The organism is Frigoribacterium sp. ME-P-080, assembly GCF_030209595.1.
Taxonomy (GTDB): Bacteria; Actinomycetota; Actinomycetes; order Actinomycetales; family Microbacteriaceae; genus Frigoribacterium.
Genome location: NZ_JARVRR010000002.1, coordinates 313534 through 338629, shown reverse-complemented (window position 1 = coordinate 338629; position 25096 = coordinate 313534). Strand labels below are relative to the sequence as shown.

The 25096-nt window shown below is 73.8% G+C and carries 25 protein-coding genes and 1 pseudogene; 11 read left to right on the top strand and 15 right to left on the bottom strand.

The window, feature by feature from the left end; genetic code table 11:
- Positions 1 to 61 precede the first annotated feature (61 nt).
- A complete protein-coding gene (locus QRN23_RS03075; RefSeq protein ID WP_255349713.1) occupies positions 62 to 187 on the top strand; it encodes a hypothetical protein in 126 nt (41 codons plus the stop codon).
- Positions 188 to 279: 92 nt separating this feature from the next.
- Here QRN23_RS03075 and QRN23_RS03070 read toward each other — a convergent pair whose 3' ends face one another.
- A complete protein-coding gene (locus QRN23_RS03070; RefSeq protein ID WP_285062477.1) occupies positions 280 to 1575 on the bottom strand; it encodes an MFS transporter in 1296 nt (431 codons plus the stop codon).
- Between the two features lie 313 nt (positions 1576 to 1888).
- Entirely contained in the window at positions 1889 to 2563 is a 675-nt protein-coding gene (locus QRN23_RS03065) for a DUF805 domain-containing protein (RefSeq protein WP_285062475.1), read from the bottom strand.
- A 228-nt stretch (positions 2564 to 2791) separates the two neighbouring features.
- Between QRN23_RS03065 and QRN23_RS03060 the strand changes: the two genes are divergently transcribed.
- Positions 2792 to 3181: a DUF2256 and DUF3253 domain-containing protein gene (locus QRN23_RS03060; RefSeq protein WP_054147090.1), complete on the top strand. Its 390-nt coding sequence runs from the start codon at positions 2792 to 2794 to the stop codon at positions 3179 to 3181.
- Positions 3182 to 3256: 75 nt separating this feature from the next.
- On the opposite strand, the gene QRN23_RS03055 is transcribed toward QRN23_RS03060, so the two are convergent.
- Together QRN23_RS03055 and QRN23_RS03050 are read right to left on the bottom strand one after the other, a co-directional pair.
- Entirely contained in the window at positions 3257 to 3802 is a 546-nt protein-coding gene (locus QRN23_RS03055) for an MOSC domain-containing protein (RefSeq protein WP_285062472.1), read from the bottom strand.
- Between the two features lie 228 nt (positions 3803 to 4030).
- Complete coding sequence (locus QRN23_RS03050; protein WP_277959615.1) at positions 4031 to 4549, bottom strand: DinB family protein; 519 nt, start codon at positions 4547 to 4549, stop codon at positions 4031 to 4033.
- A 291-nt stretch (positions 4550 to 4840) separates the two neighbouring features.
- On the opposite strand from QRN23_RS03050, the gene QRN23_RS03045 reads away from it, so the two are divergent.
- Positions 4841 to 5812, top strand: coding sequence for a hypothetical protein (locus tag QRN23_RS03045; protein ID WP_285062471.1), 972 nt, complete (start codon positions 4841 to 4843; stop codon positions 5810 to 5812).
- Between the two features lie 19 nt (positions 5813 to 5831).
- Here the strand turns inward: QRN23_RS03045 and QRN23_RS03040 are convergent, their stop codons facing one another.
- Positions 5832 to 6524, bottom strand: coding sequence for a nucleotidyltransferase family protein (locus QRN23_RS03040; protein ID WP_285062469.1), 693 nt, complete (start codon positions 6522 to 6524; stop codon positions 5832 to 5834).
- A 157-nt stretch (positions 6525 to 6681) separates the two neighbouring features.
- Between QRN23_RS03040 and QRN23_RS03035 the strand changes: the two genes are divergently transcribed.
- The gene (locus tag QRN23_RS03035) at positions 6682 to 7656 is read left to right on the top strand and encodes an XdhC family protein (RefSeq protein WP_285062468.1); all 975 of its coding nucleotides are present in this window, start codon (positions 6682 to 6684) and stop codon (positions 7654 to 7656) included.
- Positions 7657 to 7731: 75 nt separating this feature from the next.
- On the opposite strand, the gene QRN23_RS03030 is transcribed toward QRN23_RS03035, so the two are convergent.
- The 8 genes from QRN23_RS03030 to QRN23_RS02995 all read right to left on the bottom strand — a co-directional run bounded on the left by QRN23_RS03030 (position 7732) and on the right by QRN23_RS02995 (position 17401).
- Positions 7732 to 7977: a hypothetical protein gene (locus QRN23_RS03030; RefSeq protein WP_285062466.1), complete on the bottom strand. Its 246-nt coding sequence runs from the start codon at positions 7975 to 7977 to the stop codon at positions 7732 to 7734.
- A 115-nt stretch (positions 7978 to 8092) separates the two neighbouring features.
- Entirely contained in the window at positions 8093 to 10189 is a 2097-nt protein-coding gene (locus QRN23_RS03025; RefSeq protein WP_285062464.1) for a hypothetical protein, read from the bottom strand.
- A gap of 91 nt (positions 10190 to 10280) precedes the next feature.
- Complete coding sequence (locus tag QRN23_RS03020; protein ID WP_123571228.1) at positions 10281 to 11336, bottom strand: glycoside hydrolase family 130 protein; 1056 nt, start codon at positions 11334 to 11336, stop codon at positions 10281 to 10283.
- 188 nt (positions 11337 to 11524) lie between these two features.
- Entirely contained in the window at positions 11525 to 12280 is a 756-nt protein-coding gene (locus QRN23_RS03015) for a carbohydrate ABC transporter permease (RefSeq protein ID WP_218141852.1), read from the bottom strand.
- Positions 12281 to 12416: 136 nt separating this feature from the next.
- The gene (locus tag QRN23_RS03010) at positions 12417 to 13427 is read right to left on the bottom strand and encodes a carbohydrate ABC transporter permease (RefSeq protein ID WP_056044485.1); all 1011 of its coding nucleotides are present in this window, start codon (positions 13425 to 13427) and stop codon (positions 12417 to 12419) included.
- A gap of 11 nt (positions 13428 to 13438) precedes the next feature.
- Positions 13439 to 14740 (bottom strand): ABC transporter substrate-binding protein, encoded by a 1302-nt coding sequence (locus QRN23_RS03005; RefSeq protein ID WP_369794350.1) that lies wholly within the window; start codon positions 14738 to 14740, stop codon positions 13439 to 13441.
- 36 nt (positions 14741 to 14776) lie between these two features.
- A complete protein-coding gene (locus QRN23_RS03000; RefSeq protein ID WP_285062462.1) occupies positions 14777 to 16078 on the bottom strand; it encodes a glycoside hydrolase family protein in 1302 nt (433 codons plus the stop codon).
- A 294-nt stretch (positions 16079 to 16372) separates the two neighbouring features.
- Positions 16373 to 17401: a LacI family DNA-binding transcriptional regulator gene (locus QRN23_RS02995; protein ID WP_200413591.1), complete on the bottom strand. Its 1029-nt coding sequence runs from the start codon at positions 17399 to 17401 to the stop codon at positions 16373 to 16375.
- A gap of 120 nt (positions 17402 to 17521) precedes the next feature.
- Here QRN23_RS02995 and QRN23_RS02990 point away from each other — a divergent pair, with 120 nt between their 5' ends.
- The 4 genes from QRN23_RS02990 (at position 17522) to QRN23_RS02975 (ending at position 20699) form a co-directional block, all read left to right on the top strand.
- Positions 17522 to 17938: a DUF1304 domain-containing protein gene (locus QRN23_RS02990; RefSeq protein WP_285062459.1), complete on the top strand. Its 417-nt coding sequence runs from the start codon at positions 17522 to 17524 to the stop codon at positions 17936 to 17938.
- Positions 17939 to 18071: 133 nt separating this feature from the next.
- On the top strand, positions 18072 to 18902 hold the full coding sequence (gene purU / locus QRN23_RS02985) for a formyltetrahydrofolate deformylase (protein WP_123571467.1): 831 nt from the start codon (positions 18072 to 18074) through the stop codon (positions 18900 to 18902).
- A 34-nt stretch (positions 18903 to 18936) separates the two neighbouring features.
- Positions 18937 to 19332 (top strand): YrdB family protein, encoded by a 396-nt coding sequence (locus QRN23_RS02980; protein WP_056043326.1) that lies wholly within the window; start codon positions 18937 to 18939, stop codon positions 19330 to 19332.
- On the top strand, positions 19329 to 20699 hold the full coding sequence (locus QRN23_RS02975) for an N-acetylglucosamine-6-phosphate deacetylase (protein WP_285062456.1): 1371 nt from the start codon (positions 19329 to 19331) through the stop codon (positions 20697 to 20699). Before QRN23_RS02980 ends, QRN23_RS02975 begins: the two co-directional genes overlap by 4 nt.
- Before the next feature lie 154 nt (positions 20700 to 20853).
- Here QRN23_RS02975 and QRN23_RS02970 read toward each other — a convergent pair whose 3' ends face one another.
- Entirely contained in the window at positions 20854 to 22599 is a 1746-nt protein-coding gene (locus tag QRN23_RS02970) for an AMP-binding protein (protein ID WP_285062455.1), read from the bottom strand.
- A gap of 72 nt (positions 22600 to 22671) precedes the next feature.
- Here QRN23_RS02970 and QRN23_RS15460 point away from each other — a divergent pair.
- Positions 22672 to 23067, top strand: a pseudogene (locus tag QRN23_RS15460) (copper homeostasis protein CutC); the annotation flags it as partial.
- 90 nt (positions 23068 to 23157) lie between these two features.
- Here the strand turns inward: QRN23_RS15460 and QRN23_RS15455 are convergent.
- Complete coding sequence (locus tag QRN23_RS15455) at positions 23158 to 23256, bottom strand: pentapeptide repeat-containing protein (RefSeq protein ID WP_350224689.1); 99 nt, start codon at positions 23254 to 23256, stop codon at positions 23158 to 23160.
- 6 nt (positions 23257 to 23262) lie between these two features.
- On the opposite strand from QRN23_RS15455, the gene QRN23_RS15450 reads away from it, so the two are divergent.
- Entirely contained in the window at positions 23263 to 23637 is a 375-nt protein-coding gene (locus tag QRN23_RS15450; RefSeq protein WP_350224688.1) for a copper homeostasis protein CutC, read from the top strand.
- 142 nt (positions 23638 to 23779) lie between these two features.
- Entirely contained in the window at positions 23780 to 24760 is a 981-nt protein-coding gene (locus QRN23_RS02960) for an NAD-dependent epimerase/dehydratase family protein (protein WP_285062453.1), read from the top strand.
- Positions 24761 to 25096: the final 336 nt, after the last annotated feature.

Sequence of the window (25096 nt, the reverse complement as noted above, 5' to 3'; positions counted from 1 at the left end):
CCCCACCGAGCCGACCGGCTCGACCGCACGACCCGTGCACCATCGCCCCAGGAGGCACCCCATGGCATCACTGCTCCGACGCTTCGCCCCGCTCATCGTGGGCTTCGTCATCAAGAAGATCATGAACAAGCGCGGTGGCGGCAACGGCCAGGCCGGCGGCTACCAGCAGCCCGGTCGCCGTCGCTGACCCACCGGCACCACCCGCACCGCCTCGGACGCAGGAGGCGCGACTCACGCGAGTCGCGCCTCCTGCGTCTTTGTTCGTCCCGGCGGCGCCGCTCAGGCGCCGGGGCGGGCCGACCGACGGGCGAGCAGACGGTCGCTCGCCAGCACGGCGACGAGCACCACCGCGGCGACCACGATGTAGAGGACGGGCAGCGAGTCGAGCCCGGACCCGTCGAGCACGAGGGCACCGATCAGTGCTCCGCCGCCGATGCCGGCGTTGAAGCCGGTCGTGTAGAACGCGCTCGCGAGGTCGCGCATCCGCTCGGGGGCGACCTGCAGCATCCGGGTCTGGAACAGCGGCGGCAGCGCTCCGAACGTGACGCCCCACAGCACGAAGGCCACCAGTGACGGCACGAGCATGCCCTCGAACACGAGCATGCCGCTCACGGCCAGTCCGACCACGGCCACGCCGATCGGGATGCTCACGCGCGGTCGCGCCCCGAGGAACCACCCGACCATGCCGAGCCCCACGGCCCCGGCGATGCCGAACGCGAAGAGCCACGCGGCCAGGCCCTGCTCGGGCACCCCGGTCGAGCGCACGAGGTAGGGCGTGATGTAGGTGAAGAACGAGTAGTGGCCGATCATGAAGACCGCCGTGATCACGCAGCTCAGGACGACGCCGAGCACGCTCGGCCTCGGCAGCGAGCGACGGCGACGGACGGCCCCCGCAGGAGGCGCGGTGCCGTCGACCAGCGTCGGGACCGCGTCGGTCACCGGCTCCGGCACCGACTCGTGCGCCGTGCCCCGACCGACCGGCGGCAGGAACTTGTAGACGAAGACCGCGCCGAGCGCCATGAGCCCGGCGAGGATGCCGAACGCCTCACGCCAGCCGAGGGCCTGGCCGAGCGCGGTGCCGAGCGGGACGCCCAGCACGAACGCGAGGGTGCCCCCGCTCATCGCGACGGCGAGCGCGCGGCCGACCTGCGCCCGGGGCACGAGGTGACCGGCGTAGGCGCCGCCGATGGCCCAGAACATGCCGTGGGCGAGACCGCCGAGCACGCGGCTGGCGAGCACGAGCTCGTAGGTCGGTGCGATCGCGGTGAGCCCGGCGCTGATCGCGAGGACGACGATCAGGCCGACCACGATCAGGTGGCGGGGCAGGCGACGGGTGAGGTGGGTGAGGCCGGTGCTGGTGAGCACGACCGTGAAGGCGAAGACGCTGACGAGCAGGCCGATGCTCGACTCGGTGACGCCGAGGTCGGCGCTCATCTCGGGCAGCAGGCCGGTCGGCAGCATCTCGCCCGAGATCGAGAGGAACGTGGCGACGGCGATGGCGATCAGGCCGGCCCACGGGAAGCGGGCGGACGGGGTGGACGAAGGCGCGGTGGGGCGCGGGGGTGCGAGTGTCATGGAACCTGGGGTGGTCGGCGGGCGCCGTTCTCTCGACCCGATGGTGGCCACGGGCCGGCCGATCGTGACGATCTGCCGGCGGCACGGCCTTCGCGGCAGGTGCCGTTCGTGACCGTGGGTGACTCGGGGAGGATGGTGATCCCGACTGCGCGCTGTCGTGCACGCCCGGGGCCGGGAGTACCGCCCGACCGAGGTCGAGCTTACCCGCTCGTGCCCGGCCTGGCCAGGGGCGCGGTGTGCGGCGGCGCACCGCGTTTCGTGCACTGCACCTCGACTAGTCGCGGTGCAGTGCACGAAACGCGGTGCGGTGGCGTCAGGAGGCGCGGTGCGGGTCGGGGTCGCGGTCACGCGCGCGGTCGCGGGCGCGGTCGCGGTCGCGGTCCAGGAAGCGGGCACTCGGCGGCTGGGTCTCGCGAGCCAGCATGAACACGACGACGATCTGCATGAACGGGATGAGCGCCCCGAGCCAGAACCAGCCCCACCCCCAGGCCCGGGCGGCGTGCAGGCGACGGATGGTGAGCGTCGCCATGGGGACGAAGGTCATCAGGCACCAGAGACCCCAGACGAGGGCGACCCAGGTCGTGCCGCCCCAGGCCGGACCCGCGGGGCCGAACGGGCCGAGCGAGAACTGTCCGATCTGGAGGGACGCGCCCTGGCCCAGGCTGGTGCCCGGGCCCGCACCGGCCGGGCGGCCGAGGACGACGACCGGCCAGGGCGCGAAGAGCGACGAGCCGTAAGCGCCGATCGACCACGAGGCCACGCTCGCACCGCGCACCAGCGACCCGACGCCGACGTTGAGCACGAGGGCGAGGACGGTCTGGAAGAGCCAGATCCACCAGAACTCGGCCCGGCCCGCGCGGGCGTGCACCACGTAGGCGTTGCCGACGAACCGCCGGAGAGCCTGCACCGGGGTCGCGCCGGGCAGGGGCTGACGGTCGACCTCGAACCACGAACCCCTCGTCGTGCCTGCCGCCGTGCCCTCGCTCATCGGGACGACGATACGGGGACCGTGCCCGCGCCTCCATCCCCCACGCGAGCGAGATGTCCCCTCCCGCAGCGTCGCACCGCGTCTCGTGCAGGGCACCTCGACTCGTCGGGGTGTGCTGCACGAAAGGCGGTGCCGCGAGGTCAGGAGGCGCGGATGCGGTCCGCGGCGCAGGGACGGACGGATGCATCCCCGGGAACGCACACCGCGCCTCCCGCGTTGACTGTCAGCATGAGCGCCGCGACCCCCGACCCGAAGACCTGCCGATCGTGCGGGCGCACCATCGAGTGGCGCAAGAAGTGGGCGTCGAACTGGGACGAGGTCGCGTACTGCAGCGACGCGTGCCGCAAGCGCAAGGTGACGGCGCAGGACCGCGAGCTCGAGCAGCGCATCCGCGACCTCCTGGCGGCCCGGGCGGCCACGTCGACGATCTGCCCCTCGGACGTCGCGCGGTCGCTGCACCCCGACGACGAGGACGCCTGGCGCGGATTGATGGAGCCCGTCCGTCGCGCGGCCCGACGACTGGTCGCCGCGGGCGAGGTCGACATCACGCAGGGTGGCTCGGTGGTCGACCCGTCCACGGCGAAGGGCCCGATCCGCATCCGCCGTCACCGGTCCTGAGCCGGGCGCCGACTCGACGCGCGGGGCGAGCGGGCTGTCAGGGACGCTGAGGACGATCGGGGCGACCGATCGGGATCAGACGGGTTGCAAGGCCGACCAGGGCTCGACGGGCAGGTCGACTCCGATCGCGTCGCCGGGCTGCACCTCTCCCCCGGCGAGCACGACGCCCATGACGCCCGCCTTGCGGACGAGCTCGCCGGCCTCGTCGCGTCCGACGACCGCCTTCAGCAGGCCCGACTCGAATCGGTCGATCTGCAGGCACGGATTGCGGAGTCCGGTGATCTCGACCCGCGCCTCCTGACCGAGGGTGAGCACGGTGCCGACGGGCAGGCCGAGCAGGTCGACCCCGTGGGTGGTGACGTTCTCGCCGAGGTCGCCGGGCCCGACGTCGTAGCCGTGGTCGGCCAGCTCGGCGAAGAGCTCGGCGTGCATCAGGTGCACCTGCCGCAGGTTCGGCTGACTCGGGTCGCGCGCCACGCGGGAGCGGTGCTGCACCGTGCGTCCGAGGTGGGCGTCACCCTCGACGCCGAGCCCGGCGAGCAGGGTGACCCGCTCCACGGGCGGCTTGCTGAAGCGGTGGACGTCGTCGACGTTGACCGAGAGGACGGAGGCGCGGGTCATGTCGTCAGTCTGCCCGCGTCGGCCGCCGGGGTCGAGGGTGGCGCTGCGCGGGGCCGGGCCCGGTGGCGGTCGGGCTGGGCGGGTCGGCCCGAGTGGGTCGGCCCGGGTGGGTCGGCCCGGGTGGGTCGCACCGCCGAATGAACGTCGCACCGTCGACATGGGCGGTGCGATGTTCAATCGGCGGTGCGACAGCGGTGGCCCGGGCGATGGTGCCGGCCGGGGCACGGGTCAGCGGCGGACGTCGTGGAGGTGGTGCACGGGGTCGTGCACGAAGTAGCGCGCGAGCGAGTCGACCGTGAAGGCCGAGCCGTCGCTGCGGAGGCCGGTGCGACCGAGCCGGTCGTCGGGCACCGCCTCGAACGCGTCGGCGACGACGGCCGCGGCGGCCACGAGTTCGTCGGCCACCACCGCAGGTTGCTGGGACGCGTAGTCGTCGTCGAGCGCGGTGGCGTCCTGGTCCCAGTTCGCGAAGGTCGGCGCGTCCTCGGCGAGCATCAGCCGGAGGCGCGTGTCGAAGACCCGGAACACGTCGCGCACGTGCGCCCCGTACTCGAGCGGCGACCACGTGGCGTCGTCGGGCCGGGTGCGGGCGTCGGGCCGGGCGAGCTCGGCGGGCCAGGCGGCGGCGTTCTCGCGGACGAGGCGCGGCACGTCGCGGAACGCGACCTCGGCGGGGTCGAAGCCGCAGTCGTCGCAGGGGCGTTCGAGCACCCAGGTCCAGTTCTTCGTGTCGGGCGTGATCGGCATGGGACCGACGCTAGGGCGCGCGGCCCGACACCCGCCATCGAGATCCTGCCGACGTCGGTGCCCCCGCCGCCAACCGCGACCACGCGAGGAACCCGGTTTCGAACCGTGCACCCGGTTGCTACCGGGTGCACGGTTCGAAACCGGGTTCATGGCGGGGCGAGGCGCGGCGGGGCGCGGCGGGAGCGGGGGGACGGGGCGCGGCGGGACAGGGGCTCGGGCGATCCGTACCGCCCGGCCGACATCCGCCTCCGGGATGACGTCGGCCCCGCGACCCGCCGCTACCGTCGACCCATGACGAACACTCAGCACGAGGGCCGGCTCGCGGGGGCGGCGGCGAGCCTGCGACGGCGGGTCGACCGCCGCGAGGTGGCGTGGGTCGTCGGCACCACCGCGGCCCTGTTCGTCGCCGGCGCGGCGCTCGTCGGCCTGACGGCCTCGGCCGGGCGGGTGGTCGCGTCGCTGCTCGAGTTGCCGGGCGCGCTCGCGCAGACCGCGCTCGTGCCGTTCGTGGTGTGGGCCGTCCTCGTCGTCCTCGTCGCGTGGCGGTGGTCCGAGGCGCCGGCGTCACGCCGGGCCTGGCTCTACGTCGCCGCGGCGGCCGTGGCACGGGCCGGCGTCGAGCTCACCGTCGGGTCGGGCGTCACGTCGGGCCTCCGGGCGGGGTTCTCCCTCTACACACTGCCCACCGTCGTCTTCGTCAGCCTGCCGTTCGTCGCGACCGTCGGCCTGGCGTCGTTCGTCGTCCTCGCCGCGCGGTCGGGTCGGGGCGGCCGCGATGCCTCGGCGCACGACGGAGCACGTCCGGCCGAGAACGCACCCGTCGACGCCCCCGTCGACGCCCCCGCGGCCCGAGCGCCCCGCCCGCCCCGCCCGCCCCGTCACCTCGTGCACCGCGTCGCCGTGATCGTCGAGGCGCTCGCCCTCGCGGCTGGCGTCCTGCTCACGCTCTCGCTGGCCGGGCAGTGGTTCTCGGCCGAGTTCAGCCTCTTCGGCACCCCCGTGACCGTCAGCCAGGAGGCCGCGGACAGCTGGCTCCGGACCCTCGTCGCCTGCCTCGCGTGCCTCGTCGTGACGCTGTTCGCCGCGATCACCGCCGGGCATCGAGGTGTCGTCGTGGCGGCCGTCGTCGTCGCCGGGCTGGTCGTGATCGGTGCCGTCGGCGCACCCGTCCCCGGGGACCGGTGGGAGTCCCCCACCCCCCGTCAGGAACCCCTGCCCGCGAACTACACCCCGTGCTTCAGCGGCAGCGGGAAATGCAACTGACCCTCGGGAACGGCGAAGGTCAGGCGGGCGCGTCGACGTCGGCGCCGTCCCAGAGGTCGGAGCAGTCGACCGGCTCGGCGGCGTGCGCCCTCAGGTAGGGGCCCGCCCCGCGATCCCCGGTGAGGGACGCCGCGAGGGCCGACCAGTGGGACCGACCGACCACGACGGGGTGACCCGGGCGTCCGTGGAAGACGGACTGCCGCAGCGCAGCCGGGCCCAGGGGCACGTCGGCGGCCGGGGGCGACAGCAGCCGCGTCACCGCGGACGGCGGCAGACCCGGGTAGTCCACCAGCGTGATGAGGGCGAGCCGCGCCTCCTCGGGGTCGAGGGCGGCGAGCGCCTCCAGCCCGACGCGCAGTGACGTCGCGAGGCCGTCGGCCCAGTCGTCCGCGACGACGACCGCCACCCTCGCCCGACCGTCGACCGGCGGGAGGCGCGGGTCGGCGTGCGGCGCGTCCGTCGCCCCGCCCGGCACCGGTGTCTCGACCGTCAGGAGGCGCGGGTCGGCGGCCAGCAGCGCCCGCGCCTCGGTCGCGCCCGCCCCGAGCACGACGACGACGCGGTCACAGCCCCCGTCGAGCAGCGTCGTCACGGCGCGGGTCAGCCACGGCCCGCGCTCGTCGACCACGAGCGCCTTGGGACGGCCAATGCGCGTCCCGGCGCCGGCCGCGAGCAGCAGGCCGACGGACGTCGAGGAGTCGTCACCGGGCACGAGGTCAGGCTAGCCAACCCCGGAGAGCACCTCGCGCCGGCCGGCGACGTCCGACGTCGCGGTAGGTCGCGGTAGGTCGCGGGGCCGAGGCCGTGACACCATCGAGACCTGGCACCACCAGAGACCACCCGCTCGCCCGTCGCACCCGAGGAGCCCCGTGTTCGAGATCGCCGACCGCCTGCTGGCGCGACTCGACGCCGGCGAGCGCCTCGCCGTCGCGACGGCCGTATCGGTCGTGGGCAGCGCACCCCGGACCGTCGGCACGTCGATGGCCGTCACCGTCGACGGCACCGTGATCGGCAGCATCTCGGGCGGCTGCGTCGAGGGCGCGGTCTACGAGATCTGCACGCAGGTGCTCGACGACGGCACGCCGCAGCTCGAGACGTTCGGGTTCAGCGACGAGACGGCGTTCGAGGTCGGCCTCAGCTGCGGCGGGCGCATCGAGGTGTTCGCCCGGCTCGTCACCCCTGACGACGCCGAGACGATCGCCGCCCTCCGCGATGCCGCCGCCGGGCGTGAGGCGTCGGCGCATGTCGTGCTCGGCCCGGTCCGCACCGGCGAGGTCGTGCCGACCGTCGACGACTGCGAGGGTCTGCGGGTCTTCAGCGAGCGCTCGGTGCCGCCGCCGCGCCTCCTCGTCTTCGGGGCGGTCGAGTTCGCCGTCGCCCTCTGCAACGCCGGGGCGGTACTGGGCTACCGCGTGACGGTGTGCGACCCGCGCCCGGTCTTCATGACCCGCGAGCGTTTCCCGTCGGCCGACGAGGTCGTCGTCGAGTGGCCGCCGAACTACCTGGCGCGCACCGGGGTCGACGAGCGCACCGTGATCGCGGTGCTGTCGCACGACGAGCGGTTCGACGCCGACCTGGTCGAGGCGGCCCTGGCGTCCCCGGCGGCGTACGTCGGGGCCATGGGGTCACGGGTCACGCACGACCGACGCGTCTCCGCCCTGGCCGATCGCGGAGTCGGGCCGGAGGCGCTCGCACGACTGCACTCCCCCATCGGGCTCGACCTCGGGGCGAGCACGCCCGAGGAGACGGCCGTGTCGATCCTGGCCGAGGTGCTCGCCGTGCGGTCGGGCGCCTCGCGGGCTCCGCTGCGCGACCGTGACGGCAGCATCCACCTGATCAGCTGAGGCGCGAGACCCCCGGGTTCCGCCGAGGCGCCCGTGCGCGCAGGAGGGTCTCGGCGAGCCCCTGGTGCGTCGGCGTCAGCCGGCCCCGCCCGGGCGGACCTTGGCGGTGTCGGCGACGTCGATGCGGGTGACCCCGCCGCCGCGGTCCTCGGTCGTGATGCGCGGGGCGGCGTCCGACTCGTCCGACTTCGGGGCGCGGGTCAGCTGGTCGTGCCGCTTCTCGTCGTCGGTCATGCCGGTCGGGTCGTGGTCGACCTCGTGCCCCGGGCTGGTGTCGCGGCCGGCGTCGTCGGGACCGGGGGCCTGCGTGTCGTCGCTCATGCGGTCGACCGTACCCGCGCCTCCTCGGGTCCTGGCGCACGAGACCCCAGGAACCCGCCCAGACCCTCACGTGGGTCGATGGGGTCCGAGCGGGTTCCTGGGCCTTGGCGCCGGGCTAGCGGGTGAGGACGGCGAAGCCGCCAGGCTTGACCAGCACGACGCTGCGGCCCTGCACGTCGCGCTGCTGCACGAGGCGGCCCTGCGCGTCGTACGACGACGCCGACGTCCGACTGCCCCGCACGCCGACCGGGGTCGGCAACGGCAGCCGCGAGGTCGACGACAGCAGCTCGGTCGTCGTCGGGCGACCGTCGGCCGCCGTCCCGGCGAGCACGAGCCGCTGGACGAGCGGCCGCACGATCAGGCCGTCGACCACGGTCGCGTCGCGGCCGGCGGTCACGGTGATCGCCGTCGCTCCGGCACCGATCGGCACCGGCAGCGTCTGGGGCAGCAGAGCCCCGGAGGCGGCGGTCATGCCCTGCGCCCCGGCCTGCGTCGTCAGCGTCCCCAGGGGCACGCGTCCCGCCTTCCAGACCGACGTCGACCGCACTCCCTCGGCGGCGAGCAGGACCGGCTCGACGTGCCGCAACCCGGAGCCCGCGGGCACCGTGATCGTCGCGCTCTGCCCGGGCTCGAGCCGCAGCGCCGACCCACCGCCGTACTGCGACTCACCCGTCCACGCCGAGTCGGGGGTGACGACCGTGCCCGTCGTGGGCGACGCCGTCTCGGCCTCGACCACCGTGAGGCCGTCACGCGACGTGACGCTCGTCAGCCCTCGAGCCTCGGCCGAGACGTCGGGGGCGCCGTCGAGGGCGATCATCGACAGCAGGCCGTGGATCGTGCTCTCGGCACCGCTGTTGCGGTTCACCGTGCCGTCGGCCTGCACGCCGTCGAAGGTCACCCCGGTGGCCGGGTCGTAGACGGGGGTGCCCGAGCGGTTCGTGCCGAAGTACCAGCTCGCGGCCACGGCCGCGACGCGCTTCAGACCCGGGGCCCCCGCGCCGGCACCGGCCACGGCGAGCGCCGACTGCAGCCGCGAGTCGGCTCCGTAGGCGATCTGCGTCTGGTCGACGGGCGTCGGGTACCAGGCGTTGTCGGGCCCGCTCGCCGTGAGCAGGGTCGTCGTGAACGAGGTCTGGTCGAGCACGGCCGGCTTCAGCAGGTCGGGTCGGGCGAGCACGGTCGACGCCCGGGCCAGGGCGACGGGCATCTGCGACGACCAGGCGTGCCACATCGAGCGGGACTTCGCCCAGGGCAGCACGGCTCCGTACGGCCAGGTCTGCCCGTCGCCGGACGACATCGCGGCGACGCCCTCGGCGAGCTGCGTCAGCGCGGTGCGCGAGGCCGCGTCACCCGGCACGACGGCCGAGTAGGCGCTCAGCCCGAGGACGGCCTCGGCCGAGGCGTCGGCTCCGGAGCCGATCAGCCAGGCGGGCACCTTCGCCCCGTCGGCCACGTCGTACCGACCGTAGCGGGCGAGCGTCTCGCGGTTCAGCGCCGTCACGCCGAGCTGCAGCCGCTGCTGCAGGAACGCGGCGAACTCCGGGTCGTCGTCCGCGAATGCGGCGTACCCCTCGCCGAACGCCCAGATGCTGCGGGCCAGCCAGTAGCTGTTGCCGCTGTCGGACGGGTCGGGCAGTTCGACCGGCACCGGGCTGCGGTTGAAGGTGCCGTCGGGCTGCATCCAGAGGACGACGTTGCCGGCGGCGTCACCGGTGGTCGTCTGGAAGTACGCGGTCGCCCGCAGCAGCTCGTAGGCCTTCTGCCGGCTCGACTCCGAGCCGGTCTGCTTCCAGTCGCGCAGGTACACGACGGCCGTCCGTGAGACGTCGTCGCTGTTGTACGCGCCCTGCCCCCAGTACCCGGTCGCGGGGTCGAGCGGACCGCCGCCCACCCGGGCGAAGGTGCCGCCGTCGCGGGCGTCGGCGTAGGTCCACGGCAGGGTGAGCGTCGGCTCCGCGCTCTGCCGGTAGGTCGAGTGCCCGGCCTCGGGCACGGGCGTCGTCCGGTCGAGCAGGAAGTCCAGGTGCGCGAGGTTCGTCAACGGTGCCACGGCCGGTGCGGCCGCCGGGGCGGTCGGCGCGGCCGAGCCGGGCGGCGCGGCCGCCGGACCAGGAGGCGCGGCGGCAGCCGGCAGCGCCCCCGTCACCCCCAGCACGGTCGCCAGGGCCGCGGCCAGTGCCGCGCCCGTCCATCGTGAGTTGCGTGCGATCATCGTCGACCGCCTCCTTCTTGTCGGTGATCCGTGGGTGCCGTCGGTCCGAGGGTGTCGCCGGGCCGTGGGTGTCGTCTGGCCGTGCGCGAGCTCAGGCGCGGTCGAGGCGGGCGACGCCGATCTTCGAGTCGGCCATGCCGTAGAACACGTAGGGGACGCCGTCGACGTGTTCGATCGCGGTCGGGAACACGACGTTCGGCACGATGCCGTCGCGCTCGTCGGCGGTCTCGGCCTCGAGCAGCGGCACCTCCGACCGGGTGACCACGCGCGACGGGTCGTCGGCGTCGAGGATCATCCCGCCCGCCGCGTAGTTCACGTTCTGCTGCTGGGCGAAGGCGTCGTCGATCACGCCGGTGACGCCGTGGTGCAGCAGCAGCCAGCCCTCGTCGACGCGCAGCGGGGGCGGGCCGCCGCCGATCTTCAGCTCCTCGAACGGGAACTCGGGGCCGGCGACGAACCGGTGCTGCCCCCACCGCGCCAACGCCCGCGGGTCGGCGGCGACCGCGTCGACCGGCACGTAGCTGATCCAGATCGAGTGCCGCCCGTCGGTGACGCCGGCCGGCAGCGGACTGCCCTCGCCCGGCACCGTCGCACCGATGTGCCACATCGGTCGGTGCAGCACGGCGAAGCTGCGCACGCCGTCCGGCGCGGTGACCGGCGACGGGAAGAACACGGTGTCCTTGTTGTGGAACAGCCCGAGGTCGGTGTCGAGCTCGTCGACGTACTCGAAGGTCGCGGGCCCGAGCCGGCGCCAGTCGCGCAGGTCGTCGCTCACGGCGACGGCGGTGCGCGGCCCGAGCGGCCCGTAGGCGACGTAGGTCATCACGTGCAGCCCGAGCTCCTCGATCCACGTGACGCGCGGGTCCTCGACGCCGGCGTGGGTCGCGCCGCGTTCCCACCCGCGGTCGGGCGCGAGCACGACGCCCTCGCGGGTCACGCCCACGGGCACGCCGTCCTCGACGACGACCCGGGCCAGCCCGACGCGCGACACGTTGCCCGTGGCGACGAGCCGCGGCAGCAGGTAGAGCTCGCCGTCGGGCCCGCGTCCCGAACCGGGGTTGAGCACCCCCTCGGCCTCGTCGGGCGAGTCGGGGTCGGGGGTCATCACGACGCCCAGGCGGGTCAGTCGGTACGGGAAGTCAGCCATGGGAGGCCCTTTCGAGAGGCGAGAAGCGAGAGGCGGGAGGCGACGGAGGCGCGATGCGAGGGGGGATCGCACCGCGCCTCCTGCGGTCGGGGCCGTCGGCACGACGACCCGGTCTGGGGGTGGGGTGCCGAGGAGGCGCGGGGCGCGCCGGTCGCGCAGCGCGCCTCCTCGGGTCGGGAGGCGGTCGGTCAGCCCTTCACGCTCGAGCCGACGTCGGTCGAGATGAAGTAGCGCTGGAACACGATGAACAGCAGCACGACCGGAGCGGCCAGCACGACGGCGCCCGCGAGGGTCGCGCCGAACGGGTTCGCCGCGGTCGCCGCCACGTTGCTGATGTAGTTCGCCAGCGACACGGCGAGCGGCTGCATCGACGCCTCCTTGGTGATGAGGAACGGCCAGAGGAACTCGTTCCACGGACCGATGAAGGTCAGCAGCAGGGCCGTGACCAGCGCCGGGCGCACGAGCGGCAAGGCGATGTTCCACAGCAGCCGGAACTCGCCGGTGCCGTCGATGCGCGCGGCCTCGAAGAGCTCCTTCGGCAGCTGCAGGAAGTACTGCCGGAAGATGATCACCGCCGTCGAGTTGATGGCGAACGGCAGGATCATGCCCAGGTAGTTGTCGCTCAGCCCGTAGTTGCGCGCGATGAGCACGTACAGCGGGATGATCAGCAGCTGGAAGGGCACCACCTGCACGAGCAGCGCCAGCGCGAAGGTGACCCCGCGACCGCGCCACTGCAGCACGGCCAGCGCGTAGCCGACCAGCACCCCGAACACGAGGGTGCAGGCGAGCACGCCCACCGTGAAGATGCCCGAGTTGAGCAGGCCGCTGAGCAGCCCGATGCGGCTGTCGATCGCGGCGTAGTTCTCGACCGTCAGGTTCGACGGGTGCGGGAACGCCCCGGCCACGGTCGGGTCGGGCTTGGTCTGCAGCGACCCGATCACCATGTAGTAGAACGGGAAGAGGAACGCCAGGGCGCCGATCGCCAGCACGACGCCGCGCAGCGTGGTCTGGGCCCGGGTCAGCGGCGGCTTCTTGCCGACCCGCAGGGGGCGGGCGGTGGTCTCGTCGGAGACGGTCATCTCAGTCCTCCTTTCCGCCGGCGAACCGGTTCTGCAGCAGGGCGATGACCAGCACGAGGATCACGAGCACGACGCCGATCGCGGCGGCCTGGTCGGGGTTCCCCTGCTCGATGCCCTTCTGGTACATCAGCAGCACGGGCGAGGTCGACGCGCCGTTCGGCCCGCCTCCCCCGGTCAGCAGGTACGGCTCGGTGAAGAGGTTCGCCCCGGTGACGGTCGAGACGAGCAGCACGAGCACGGTGGCCGGACGCACGCCCGGGACGGTGACGGTGAAGAACGACCGGATCGGGCCGGCACCGTCGCTCGAGGCCGCCTCGTAGAGCTCTTTCGGCACGTTCTGCAGAGCCGCGAGGTACAGCAGGATGTAGAAGCCGAGCTGCTTCCAGGTGACGAACAACGCGATCGAGGGCATGGCCCAGGCCGAGTTGATCAGCCACGACGGGGTCGGGGCCAGCGGCCCGAGCACGTTGTTCACGAGACCGTCGCCGTTGAAGAGGAACAACCAGACCGCGACGACGGCGACGCTCGCCGTCAGGTACGGCACGTAGAACGCCACCCGCAGGAACCCCCGGAAGTGCGCGACCTTGTCGAGCGCCGTGGCGAGCACCATGCTCAGCACGACCGTCAGCGGCACGTTGATCACCAGGAAGACGCCGACGTTGCCGAACGAGCGGATGACCGCCGGGTCGGTGAACGCGGTGACGAAGTTGTCGAGGCCGACGAAGGGCCGCGCGACGACGGCACCGGGCGCCGTGAAGAAGTAGTCGTGGAACGCGATGTAGACCGCGTAGACCAACGGGTACGCGAACACCGCCAGCACGAACACCAGGTAGGGCGCGCTGAACAGCAGGCCGAGCGGGTGCTTGCCGAGGGGGCCGCCCCGCCGACGCCCGCGCGGGTCGCCGTCGCGGCGACGGCCCGCCCGGTGCCCGGAGCCGGGACCCCCCGAGGAGGCGCGGTGCGCCTCCTCGGCTCGTCCGGCGGTCGGCGACGCTGCCGCCGCCTCGTGCACGGTGGACACGATCAGCCCTGCGCCGCGAGCTCGTCGATCTTGTCCGCGGCGTCCTTCAGCGACGAGTCGACGTCACCCTTGCCGAAGATCACGCTGCTCGACCACGCGTCGCGGAAGGCCTGCAACTCGGCGACGGTGTTCGGGCCGGCCGGCACCTCGACCGTGCGGGCCGCCTGGTCGCCGAAGAGCGCGTACGAGGGGTTCGCGTCGAAGTAGTCGGAGTAGGTCGAGGCCAGGTCGGTGCGGATCGGCATCTGGCCCGTGGTCTCGAGCAGGGCGCGGTCCTGGTCGCTGCTGGTGGAGAACTTCAGGAAGTCCCACGCCGTGCCCTGGTTCTCGCAGGCCGTGTACATGCCGACGTTCTTCGCGTCGCTGAACGTGTAGGTCTCGTCGGCGCTCGTGCCGTCCTTGGTCGGGACGGGCACGGCACCCCAGTTGACGTCCTCGTAGACCGACACGGCCCACGGCCCGACGATCGACATCGCGGCCTCGCCGTCGGCGAACGAGTCGCCCGTGTACTGCTCCTGGCCGGCCAGCCCCTGCTCGTAGAGCGAGCGCCAGAAGGTCGCCACGTCCTCGCCGGCGGTGTCGGCGAAGGTCGCCTTGCCGTCCTCGACGAGGCCGGTGCCGCCGGTCTCGGCCGCGTAGAGCGGCATGAAGTCGAACTGCGACTGGAAGAACTCGCTCGTCGGCGCCGGGTGGATGGCGTACTTCGAGACGCCGGCGTCGACCAGGGTCTTCGACGTCGCGAGGAAGTCGTCGTAGGTGGAGAGGTCGGGGTTCTCGGCGTCGAGGCCGGCCTTCGTGAAGAGGTCCTTGTTGTAGAAGATCATCACCGGGTTCGACTTCCAGGGCAGCTGGTAGTACTTGCCGTCGGCGTCCTGGTACTGCTTCGCGAGGTCGCCACTGCGCTCCTCGATGTAGCTCGCGCCGTCGTCGAAGCTCGACAGGTCGACCAGGCCGCCCTGCTTCTGGAACTGCCCGACCGCGCTGGGGGCCGTGTTGTAGACGAGGCAGGGGGCGTTGCCGGCCGTGATGGCGGCGCCGATGACCTCTTCGCTCGACTTGCCGGCGGGGATCTCCTGCCCCTTGACCTGCTCGTCGGGGTGGTCGGCGTTCCAGGCCTCGACCATGGCCTTGCCCCAGGTCACCTCCTGCTCGTTGTTCGAGTACCAGATGGTGATGGGGCCCTTGGCGGTGAGGGCGTCGCTCGAGGCGCCGCCGCCGCCGGAGCAGGCGGTCAGGCCGAGGGCGGCGACCAGGACGGTCGCGCCGAGGGTCGCGCGGCGGGTGAAGCGTGTGCGTCGTTGCACGGTGTTCTCCTTGGGTGGGTGGTGCTGCGGGTGTGGCTAGGGGGTGGTCTGAGGCACGGGGGCGTGCGGGTCGGTGCGGTAGAAGTACAGGTCGCGGTGGCCGGCGGGGGCGTCCCAGCCCTGGGCGAAGGTCCAGCGGCCGCCGATCTGCTGCAGGCCGCCCCAGCTGAGCGACCCGCCGGACGTGAGGGCGAGCTGGTCGACCGGACGCCCGACGTCGTAGAGCGCCTGGCTCGCCGCGAAGACCCCGTCGACGTCGTGGAAGACGTCCAGCACGAGTCGGCCGTCGCCCGTGACGATCGCGGCGGCGACCTCGTGCAGGTGGCCGCCGACGCCCGACAGGTCGAGGTACGGCACGGGCTCGAAGGTCCAGTGGCGCAGGTCGTCCGAGCGGCCGACGTGCAGCACGCCGTCGAAGCCCTCGCTGACGAACATGAGGTAGTCCCCGTCGTCGTGGCTGCCGCTGCCGCTGCCGTTGCCGCCGAGGCGGACCGCGTTCCCGTGCTCGTCGCGCGGGATCACGGCGCCCTTGGCCCAGAGCCGCGTCTGCTCGTGGTCGGCGATCGGGCCGAGCTTCTGCCAGGAGACGAGGTCGTCGCTGACGGCGACCAGCAGGTCGATGCCGACCGCCTGGACGGGGTAACCGGGGCTCGGGTGCGCGACCCGCGCCTCCTCGGTGATCGGGAAGACGCCGTTGTAGAACAGCCAGAAGCGCCCCTCGGCGCGGTAGACCTTGGGGTCCTCGGTGCCGAGCAGTTCGTCGTCGAGGGTGGGACGGACGACCGGGTTGGCCGGGTCGTCGACCCAGGCGGCGCCGGGTGCTGGTTCGCCGTCGGGGGTGAGGGCGAGGGTGGCGTGGCCGATGCGGCTGCCGAGGCTCTCCTTGCGGGGCGAGGCCCGGTAGAACAGGTGCAGCGTGCCGTCGTGCTCGATGAGGCTGGGGTTGTAGAGCGACTCGCTCGTCCAGCCGAGCCCGTCGGGGTCGGGCCACTGGCCGTCCAGCGTGAAGGTGAACGCCGGGTCGGCGGTGAAGGGGCCGACCGCCCAGTCGGGGCGGGCCGGCTCGTAGGCGGCGGGGCTCGAGAAGGTCAGCTGCGAGAGGGCGCCGGTGAGCTCGTTGCGGTGGACGAGGGCCTCGTCGAGGACCGTCCGGAGGCGCTCCCGGGTCAGCGGGACGAGATACGGCTTCGAGGCGGCGCGCGCCGCGTCGGCGTCGGGCCCGGTGTCGACGCGCGTCGTGTAGGCCCCGGTGTCGGCGCGCGTCGTGTCGGGCCCGGTGTCGGCGCGCGTGGCGTCGGCGCTCGCCTCGGTGCTCGTCGTGTCGCTGGCGGTCGTCATCGGGGCACCCACTTCGTCGTGTGCGGTCTCACTCGTCTACCGAAACGTTTCGGTAGATCGAGAAGTTAGCACGTCCGCCGCTGCGCCGGAACCCCTCCCGGCGCGATCTCCCGACCCGCGCCTCCTGACCGGACGCCCGACGGGCATCCACCGGGCTCCCGCCGCAGGGCGCACCACGCTCGCGTCGTCGAACCACCCCGGGACGTGGTTCGACGACGCGAGCGTGGTGCGTCCTCGACGCCCGGGCGCCGAGCGATCTCTGAGGCGGCGCGGGGCGCCGCGGGGTCAGCGGGGTCAGCGGGCGGCGCGGCCCGTCGACGCGCGGACAAGCAGCCGGGCGGGCTCGATCTCGGCGTCGGTGACGGCCTCGCCCTCGACGGCCGAGAGCAGGAGGCGCGCCGCCTCGGCCCCGATCAGCCGCGGAGCCGTCGTCAGCGTGGTCAGCCCGGGGCGCACGTACGACCCGAGCTCGATGCCGTCGAACCCGGCCACGCTGACGTCGTCGGGCACGCGGACCCCGAGCCGGTCGAGCTCGGTCATGAACCCGATGGCGGCCAGGTCGTTGGCGCAGAAGACGGCGGTGGGCCGGTCGTGGACCGGTGCGTCCGGGCCGAAGAGGCGAGCGGCGGCCCGGGCGCCCCCGTCGTAGGTGAAGTCGGCCTCGACGACCGCCCCGGGCTCGTGCCCGGCTCCGACGACGGCGTCCCGCCAGGCGGCCCCGCGACGCCGCGAGTGGACGAAGCGCCCGGGCCCGGCGACGTGGGCGAACCGCCGATGACCGAGCGACACGAGGTGCTCGACGAGCTCGCCGATGCCGGCCGAGTCGTCCTGGCGCACGGCGGGCAGGGGGAAGTCCCCGGCCGGGTTGACCCCGACGGCGGGCAGGTCGAGCTCGCGGACCAGCTCGACGCGCGGGTCGTCCACCGTCAGCTCGTTCAGGACGACGCCGTCGACCCGACGTCCGGCCGCGAGCCGGCGATAGCGGTCGAGCGGTTCGTCCGCCGCCGACCCCATCTGCAGGATGAGCGCGTACCCGCGCGGGTCGAGCACCGACTCGAGCCCGCCGATGAAGCTGCCGAAGAACGGGTCGGACTCGAGCACGAACGGGTCGCGGTGCACGACGAGCCCGACGGTGAAGGCCCGCTTGGCGCTCAGGCTGCGGCCCCGGACGCTCGGCACGAAGCCGAGGTCGTCGGCGGCCTGCCGGATGCGCGCGCGGGTCTGCTCCGAGACGCCGGGGCGACCGTTGAGGGCGCTGCTGACCGAACTGATCGCGACGCCGGCCCGGGCCGCGACCTCGACGATGGTGACCCGCTCTGCCACGCCCCGCCTCCTCGTCCTCGCCGGTGTCGATGCCCGTGTGCGCCCGCTGCGCCCCCACGATGCTACTGACCCGCCGCAGCCGCCACCCTCGCGTGGACCGCCCGGCCCTAGGGTCGGGGCATGCTCATCGTCTCGCTCGTCGCGGCCTCGCTCGCCGCCCTGCTGCACCTCTACATCTTCGTGATGGAGTCCTTCCTCTGGACCACCCCCCGCGTCCGCGCGACCTTCGGCATCACCGACGACGCGCAGGCCGAGCACACGAAGCCGCTCGCCTACAACCAGGGCTTCTACAACCTGTTCCTCGCGATCGTCACGATCGTGGGCGTCGTGCTGATCGCCGCCGGAGGGGCAGGAGGCGCGGGCAGCGCCTTCGAGGCATCCCCCTCGGGCACCGCCCTGCTCGTCGCGGGCACGGGGTCGATGCTCGCCGCCGCGCTCGTCCTGCTGCTCTCGGACCGCACGAAGACCCGCGCCGCGGTCACGCAGGGGTTCCTCCCGCTCGTGGCGCTCGTCACCCTGCTCATCGCCGCCGCGTGACCGGGTTCGGCCGCACTACCCTGGGCGGGTGACCGACGTGACCGACGCCACCCGCGCCTCCTCCGCCCCCGACGCCGCGACGGCCGACGCCGCTCCGGCCGCTGCCCCGGCCGCCCCGACGACGCACTGGACGCTGACGCTCGTCTGCCAGGACCGACCCGGCATCGTCCACGCGATCAGCGGCGCCGTGGTGCAGGCGGGCGGCAACATCACCGAGTCGGCGCAGTTCTCGAGCCACGACACCGGCACGTTCTTCATGCGCCTGCAGGTCGAGGCCCCCGGCGAGCGCGACGCGTTCGAGGCGGCGCTGGCGCCCGTGCTCGCGCACTACGACGCCCGGGCGAAGCTCGACGTCGTCGGTCGCCCGACCCGCACCCTCGTGCTCGCGAGCAAGGCGGCGCACTGCGTGAACGACCTGCTGTTCCGGCAGCGGGCGGGACAGCTGCCGATCGAGGTGCCGTTGATCCTGGCGAACCACGACGACCTGTCGGGGTTGGCCGAGTTCTACGGCAAGCGGTTCGAGCACCACCCGGTCACCGACCCCGAGTCGAAGGCGGCGTTCGAGGCGCGCGTGCTGCAGGTCGTCGACCGCTACGACGTCGAGCTGGTCGTGCTCGCCCGCTACATGCAGATCCTCAGCCCCGAACTCTGCGCCGCGCTCGAGGGGCGGGCGATCAACATCCACCACTCGTTCCTGCCCGGGTTCAAGGGCGCGAACCCCTACCGCCAGGCGCACGCCCGCGGCGTGAAGCTGATCGGCGCGACGGCGCACTTCGTCACGAGCGACCTCGACGAGGGGCCGATCATCGAGCAGAACGTGGTCCGCGTCGACCACACCCGCAGCGCCCCCGAGCTGATGGCGATCGGCCAGGACGAAGAGAGCCGCACCCTGACCCAGGCCGTCCGCTGGTTCGCCGAGGACCGCGTGCTGCTCGACGGCGCCCGCACCATCGTCTTCCGCTAGCCCCGCCCGGGCACACCGGCCGTACGCTGGACGCGTGACCCCGACCGACCCCGCTCCCTCCCCCGTCCCGGCCCGCGGCGGCCCGGTCGGCCCCCTCGACGTGGTGCGGTTCGTCACGCTGATCCTCGCCTTCCTGAGCCTCGGCTTCTGGGGCTACCTCGCCTGGCCGTTCCCGTTCCCGTCGCTGGCGTTCATGATCGGCGCGCCGCTCTTCGCGATCGTCGTGTGGGGCCTGTTCCGTTCGCCACGCGCCCCGATCCCGACCGACGCCGTCGGCAAGGCCCTGGTCGAGATCGCGATCATGGGTGCCGTGGTCGCCGCCTGGGCCATGCTCGGCTACCCGGTCGTCGCCGTGGCGTTCGCCGTCCTGGCCGGCGTCACGGGCGTCCTGGCCTTCCGTCGCGAGAACGGCCGGGGGGCCCGCCGGTGACGACCACCCTGTTCTCCGACGCCCGCAAGGTCGACGCCGACGGCGTGGTCGAGGGCTTCTGGATGCTCGTCGACGGCGACGTGATCATCGCCACCGGCGCCACGGTGCCGGGGTCGCGCGTGGCGGCCGGGGCGAGGCACGGGGTCGATGCGACCCGCGCCTCCTCGGCGGCGTCGGGTGCACCCGACGACCCGACCGCAGGAGGCGCGGTGCCGCCCCCCGCGGACGTCACGGTCGACCTCGCGGGCGCCACGCTCACCCCGGGGCTGATCGACCTGCACACGCACGGAGGCGGCGGGCACGCCTTCGACGGCGGGCCGGACGACCTCGACGCGGGACTCGCGCTGCACCGCCGGCACGGCACGACGCGCTCGTTGGTCAGCCTCGTCGCGAACCCGGTGCCGGTGCTGTCCCGGTCGCTCGGGCTGGTCGGTGACCTGATGCGTCGTGATCCGCTCGTGCTCGGGGCACACCTCGAAGGACCGTTCCTGGCGCCCGACCGGCGGGGAGCCCACGCCCCGCACTTCCTGCTCGAACCGGACGCCGCCACGGTCGAGAGCCTCCTCGAGGCCGGCGACGGCGTCGTCCGTCAGGTCACCCTCGCCCCCGAGCTGCCCGGCGGGCTCGACGCGATCGACCGGCTCGTCAGCTCGGGCGTGGTCGCCGCCGTCGGGCACACCGAGGCCGACTTCGACCTCGCCCGCGCGGCGTTCGATCGCGGCGCGAGCCTCGTGACCCACGCGTTCAACGCCATGGCCGGCATCCACCACCGCGACCCGGGGCCGCTCGTCGCGGCGGTCGGCGACGAACGCGTGATGATCGAGCTGATCCTCGACGGCGTGCACGTGCACCCGGCCGTGGCGGACCTCGTGCTGCGCTCGGCGCCCCGGCGGGTCGCCCTCATCACCGACGCGATGGCCGCGGCCGGAGCCGCCGACGGCGACTACCGCATCGGCGAACTCGCGGTGACGGTCGAGCACGGCGTCGCCACGCTCACGGGCACGTCGACCATCGCGGGTTCGACCCTGACGCAGGACGCCGCCCTGCGCATCGCCGTCCTGCAGACCGGGCTCTCGGCCGTCGACGCCGTCGCGGCGCTGACGCTCGTGCCGGCCCGCGTGCTCGGCCTCGACGCCGGGGGCAGGCGAGCGGACATGTCCGGAGCGCAGGCCGGCGTCGAGCGCACGGCGCAGGACCCGGCGCAGGGCGCTGGGCTGGGCACGGCGCCGGGCACGGCGCAGGCCGCCGGGGCCCGACCGTCGCTCGGGCGCCTGGCCCCCGGGCACGCCGCCGACGCCGTCGCGTGGCACGACGACTGGACGGTCGCCCGGGTCTGGGCCGCCGGCCGCGAACTGCGCACCGGCTGATCCCCGGCAGCCGGCCCCGCCCCACCCCGCCTCGCCTCGCTCCGCCCGACACCGCACCGCGTTTCGTGCACGGCACCGCGACGAGTTGCGGTGTCGTGCACGAAACGCGGTGCCGTGAGTCGGAGCCGTGGGGCGTCGGGCTCGCCGAGCGGCCCTATCCCTTCAGGTCGGGGAAGTCCGCGTCGCGCCACTCGGCCGCGGCCCGCTCGCCCGACCGGGCCAGCGCCTCCTCGCGGTCACGCAGCTCGACGCGTCGGATCTTGCCCGAGATCGTCTTCGGCAGCTCGGCGAACTCGACCCGCCGGACCCGCTCGTAGGCGGGCAACGACACCCGGGCGTGAGCCAGGACGGCCCGAGCGGTCTCGGCGTCGGGCGCCCACCCCTCGGCCAGGGTCACGTACGCCTTGACGATGTTCAGCCGGGTCTCGTCGGGAGCCGGCACGACCGCGGACTCGGCGACGGCCGGGTGCTCGATCAGCATGCTCTCGACCTCGAACGGCGAGACCTTGTAGTCCGACGACTTGAAGACGTCGTCGGTGCGGCCGACGAAGGTGATCATGCCGTCGGCGTCGCGCACCGCCACGTCGCCGGTGTGGAACAGCCCGTCGCGCATCGACGACTCGGTGCGGGCGGCGTCGCCGAGGTAGCCGGTCATCAGGTTGACGGGCCGCGTGGTGAGGTCGAGGCAGACCTCGCCCTCGTCACCGACGACACCCGTGACGGGGTCGACCAGCACGACCTCGACGCCGGGCAGGGCGCGCCCCATCGAGCCGGCCTTGATCGTGCCGCCGGGCGCGTTCGCGACGATGGCGGTCGTCTCGGTCTGCCCGTACCCGTCGCGGATGTCCAGGCCCCAGCCCTGCTGCACGCGCCCGATCACCTCGGGGTTGAGCGGTTCGCCGGCCGAGAGCGCCTCACGCAGTGCACTCGGCCGCGGACCCAGGGACGACTGGATCAGCATCCGCCACACGGTCGGCGGCGCACAGAACGAGGTCACCCGGGCGCGCTCGAGCTGGTCGCGGAGCTCGGCCGGGCGGAAGCGCCCGTAGTTGTAGACGAACACGGTGGCCTCGGCGGTCCACGGCGCGAAGAAGCAGCTCCAGGCGTGCTTGCCCCAGCCCGGCGACGAGATCGTCATGTGCACGTCCCCCGGCTGCACGCCCAGCCAGTACGTCGTGGTCAGGTGCCCGACGGGGTACGAGGCGTGCGAGTGCACGACCATCTTCGGCTTGCTCGTCGTGCCCGACGTGAAGTAGACGAGGCAGGCGTCCTCCGTCGCCGTCGTGACGTCGGGACGAGTCCAGGAGGCGCGGTGCGAGTCCCCGAAGGACGTCCAGCCCGCGGGGGCCTGGTCGCCCTCGGGGACGACCGCGATCCGCGTGACGGCCTCGACCCCGTCGACCCCCGCGAACGCCGGGGCGTCGGCCGCGTTGGCGATCACGTGCCGGACGAGCCCGCGGTCGATGCGGTCGGCGAGGTCGGCGCTGCCGAGCACGGTCGACGTCGGCAGGATGACCGCGCCCACCTTCATCACCGCGAGCATGGCCTCCCACAGCTCGACCTGGTTGCCGAGCATGAGCATGACGTGGTCGCCCTTGGCGACGCCGAGGTCGTGCAGCCACGCGGCGACCTGGTCGCTGCGCCGACGCATGGCGTCGAACGACACCCGCTGCTCGGAGCCGTCCTCCTCGACGATCCAGAGCGCCGTGCGGTCGTTGCCGTCGGCGACCACGTCGAACCAGTCGGTCGCCCAGTTGAAGCGGTCGCCGACGTCCGGCCAGCGGAACTCGTCGCTCGCCCGGTCGAGGTCGTGCCCGAGCCCCAGCAGGTGGTCGCGGGCCGCCCGGTAGGCGGCGGTGGCCGGGGCCTCGGCGGGTGCGGATGCGGGTGCGTCGGACATCCCGCCATCATGCACCCCGCCCCATGCCCGGCCCGGCATGGGCCCGTCGAGCCGCTCGCCTAGGGTCGTGACATGACGAACGACGCGACCCGCGCCTCCTCATCCGCCGACCCGTCCGCCCGCCGGCGGCCCGCCCTCGAGATCGCGGTGACGAGCGCCGCCGGGGCCGTCACGGCCCGCGACGGCGGAGCTGACCGGGTGGAACTCTGCAGCGCCCTCGAGCTCGGGGGCGTCACCCCGTCGCAGGGCCTCGTCGAGGCGGCCGTCGCGACGGGCGTGCCCGTGCACGCGCTGGTGCGGTGCCGGCCCGGCGGGTTCGCGTACGACGCGGACGAGCTCGACGTGATGGTGCGCGAGATCCGGGCGCTGGTGCGCTCGGGCGTGGCCGGCGTCGTCGTGGGCGCGCTGCGCGAGGACGGCTCGCTGGACGTCGACGCCCTCCGCTGGTTCGTCGAAGCCGCGCTCGACGCCGCCGCACCTCGGCACCGGGTCGCCGGACCCCAGGACCTCGCCGAGACCCCTCCGCGCGGCGTGGGGTCTGCGCGGGTTCCCGGGGCCTCACCACTCGAGCCGCGCACGCTGGAGTCGCGCCCGCTCGAGCCGCGCACGCTCGAGCCGCGCACGCTGGAGCCGCGCCCACTGGAGATCACCGTCCACCGGGCCGTGGACCGTGCGGCGGACCCCGTCGCGGCGGTGACGGCCCTGGCGGGGCTGGGCGTCACGCGCGTGCTGACGTCGGGCGGCTCCTCCACGGTCGGGGCGGGTCTGGCGTCGGGGGTGCTGCCGCGCCTGGTCGAGGTCGCGGGCGACGTGCAGGTGATGGCCGGGGGCGGCGTTCAGCTCGGCGACGTCCCGGCGCTCGTGGCCGCGGGGGTCGACGCCGTCCACCTCTCGGCGAAGCGGGCGCGGGCCGTGCGCGCCTCCTCGTCCCGGTCGGGGACGACCGTGTCGCTCGGCACCGAGGCGTCGACCGACTCGTGGTTCGAGACCGACCACGACCTGGTCCGCGCCGCCCGTCACGCCCTCGACCAGGCCTGAGGCCGCGGCCGCCGCGACGCCGACGGGGCCCGTCCCGGGGTCCCGACCCGCGCCTCCTCCCCAGGGTCCCGACCCGCGCCTCCTGCCCGACTCCTGACCACCTCGGCGACCGCCCCCGGTCGCGGGGGTGCACAGTGGAGCGATGACATCGACGTCCCTCCTCGTGATCGGCGGCACCGGGCAGATCAGCGCCTCGGTGGTGCGGCAGGCCCTGCGCGACGGTCTGGCCGTGACCGTGCTGAACCGCGGAAGCACCACGATCCGGCCCGTGCCCGCGGGCGTCGAGCAGCTCGTCGCCGACGTCCGGGACGAGGAGGCGCTGGTCGCCGCCCTGGACGGGCGTCGCTTCGACTCGGTGGCCGACTTCCTCACCTTCACGCCCGACCAGCTCTCCTCGATGCTGCGCGTGGTGGCCCCGCTCACCGACCAGTACGTCTTCATCGGTTCGGCGTCGGCTTACCAGAAGCCCCCGGTGACGCTGCCGATCACCGAGGCGACGCCGCTCTTCAACCCGTGGTGGTCGTACTCGCGCGACAAGATCGCCTGCGAGCGCCTGCTGCGCGACGAGCACCTCGCGGGGCGGGTGCAGGCGACCGTGGTCCGGCCCTCGCACACCTACGACGAGACGCACGTGCCGCTGCTCGGCGGCTGGACCCCGATCGAGCGCATGCGCCGCGGGGACGCGGTCGTGCTGCACGGCGACGGCACCTCGCTCTGGGCGCTGACCCACTCGAGCGACTTCGCCCGCGCGTTCGTCGGATTGCTCGGGCACCCCGGCGCCCTGGGCGAGGCGTTCCACATCATGTCGCCCGAGCTGCTCACCTGGAACATGATCGCGCGCGACCTCGCCGACGCCGCTGGGGCGTCGCTGCATGTCGTCCACCGCACGACGCAGGTCCTGACCGACGAGGTGCCCGAGTGGACGGCCGACCTCTGCGGCGACCGCAGCCACCCCGCCGTGTTCGACACGTCGAAGATCCGCGCATTGGTGCCCGGGTGGGAGGCGCGGGTCCCCTTCGCCGAGGGAGCCCGCCAGATCGTCGCGTGGCACGACGCCGACGCCTCCCGTCGAACGGTCGACCCCTGGGTCGACGACGCCTACGAGCGGCTCGTCGCGCTCTAGCCCGGGCTCGGGTCCCGGCCCCCGGCCCCGGCCCCGGCCCGTTGGAGCTTCGGGTCGACGTCGCACCACCGTCGCGTCGTCGAACTACCCGGGGGCGTGGTTCCACGACACGGGCGTGGTGCGACCTCGGCCCCGGGCCGGGCCACCGGGCCACCGGGCCACCGGGCCACCGGGCCACCGGGCCACCCTCGCACCGCCAGCGGAACGTCGCGCCACCGTCGCGTCGTCGAACCACCCGGGGGCGTGGTTCCACGACCCGGGCGTGGTGCGACCTCGGCCCCGGGACGGGCCATCGTCGCACCGCCAGCGGAACGTCGCGCCACCGTCGCGTCGTCG

What these genes read in the sequence shown, in the direction of transcription:
- QRN23_RS03075 (WP_255349713.1), top strand. Translation starts at nt 62, where the DNA reads ATGGCATCACTGCTCCGACGCTTCGCCCCGCTCATCGTGGGCTTCGTC.
- QRN23_RS03070 (WP_285062477.1), bottom strand. Translation starts at nt 1,575, where the DNA reads ATGACACTCGCACCCCCGCGCCCCACCGCGCCTTCGTCCACCCCGTCC.
- QRN23_RS03065 (WP_285062475.1), bottom strand. Translation starts at nt 2,563, where the DNA reads ATGAGCGAGGGCACGGCGGCAGGCACGACGAGGGGTTCGTGGTTCGAG.
- QRN23_RS03060 (WP_054147090.1), top strand. Translation starts at nt 2,792, where the DNA reads ATGAGCGCCGCGACCCCCGACCCGAAGACCTGCCGATCGTGCGGGCGC.
- QRN23_RS03055 (WP_285062472.1), bottom strand. Translation starts at nt 3,802, where the DNA reads ATGACCCGCGCCTCCGTCCTCTCGGTCAACGTCGACGACGTCCACCGC.
- QRN23_RS03050 (WP_277959615.1), bottom strand. Translation starts at nt 4,549, where the DNA reads ATGCCGATCACGCCCGACACGAAGAACTGGACCTGGGTGCTCGAACGC.
- QRN23_RS03045 (WP_285062471.1), top strand. Translation starts at nt 4,841, where the DNA reads ATGACGAACACTCAGCACGAGGGCCGGCTCGCGGGGGCGGCGGCGAGC.
- QRN23_RS03030 (WP_285062466.1), bottom strand. Translation starts at nt 7,977, where the DNA reads ATGAGCGACGACACGCAGGCCCCCGGTCCCGACGACGCCGGCCGCGAC.
- QRN23_RS03025 (WP_285062464.1), bottom strand. Translation starts at nt 10,189, where the DNA reads ATGATCGCACGCAACTCACGATGGACGGGCGCGGCACTGGCCGCGGCC.
- QRN23_RS03020 (WP_123571228.1), bottom strand. Translation starts at nt 11,336, where the DNA reads ATGGCTGACTTCCCGTACCGACTGACCCGCCTGGGCGTCGTGATGACC.
- QRN23_RS03015 (WP_218141852.1), bottom strand. Translation starts at nt 12,280, where the DNA reads ATGGTGATCGGGTCGCTGCAGACCAAGCCCGACCCGACCGTGGCCGGG.
- QRN23_RS03000 (WP_285062462.1), bottom strand. Translation starts at nt 16,078, where the DNA reads ATGACGACCGCCAGCGACACGACGAGCACCGAGGCGAGCGCCGACGCC.
- QRN23_RS02990 (WP_285062459.1), top strand. Translation starts at nt 17,522, where the DNA reads ATGCTCATCGTCTCGCTCGTCGCGGCCTCGCTCGCCGCCCTGCTGCAC.
- QRN23_RS02970 (WP_285062455.1), bottom strand. Translation starts at nt 22,599, where the DNA reads ATGTCCGACGCACCCGCATCCGCACCCGCCGAGGCCCCGGCCACCGCC.
- QRN23_RS02960 (WP_285062453.1), top strand. Translation starts at nt 23,780, where the DNA reads ATGACATCGACGTCCCTCCTCGTGATCGGCGGCACCGGGCAGATCAGC.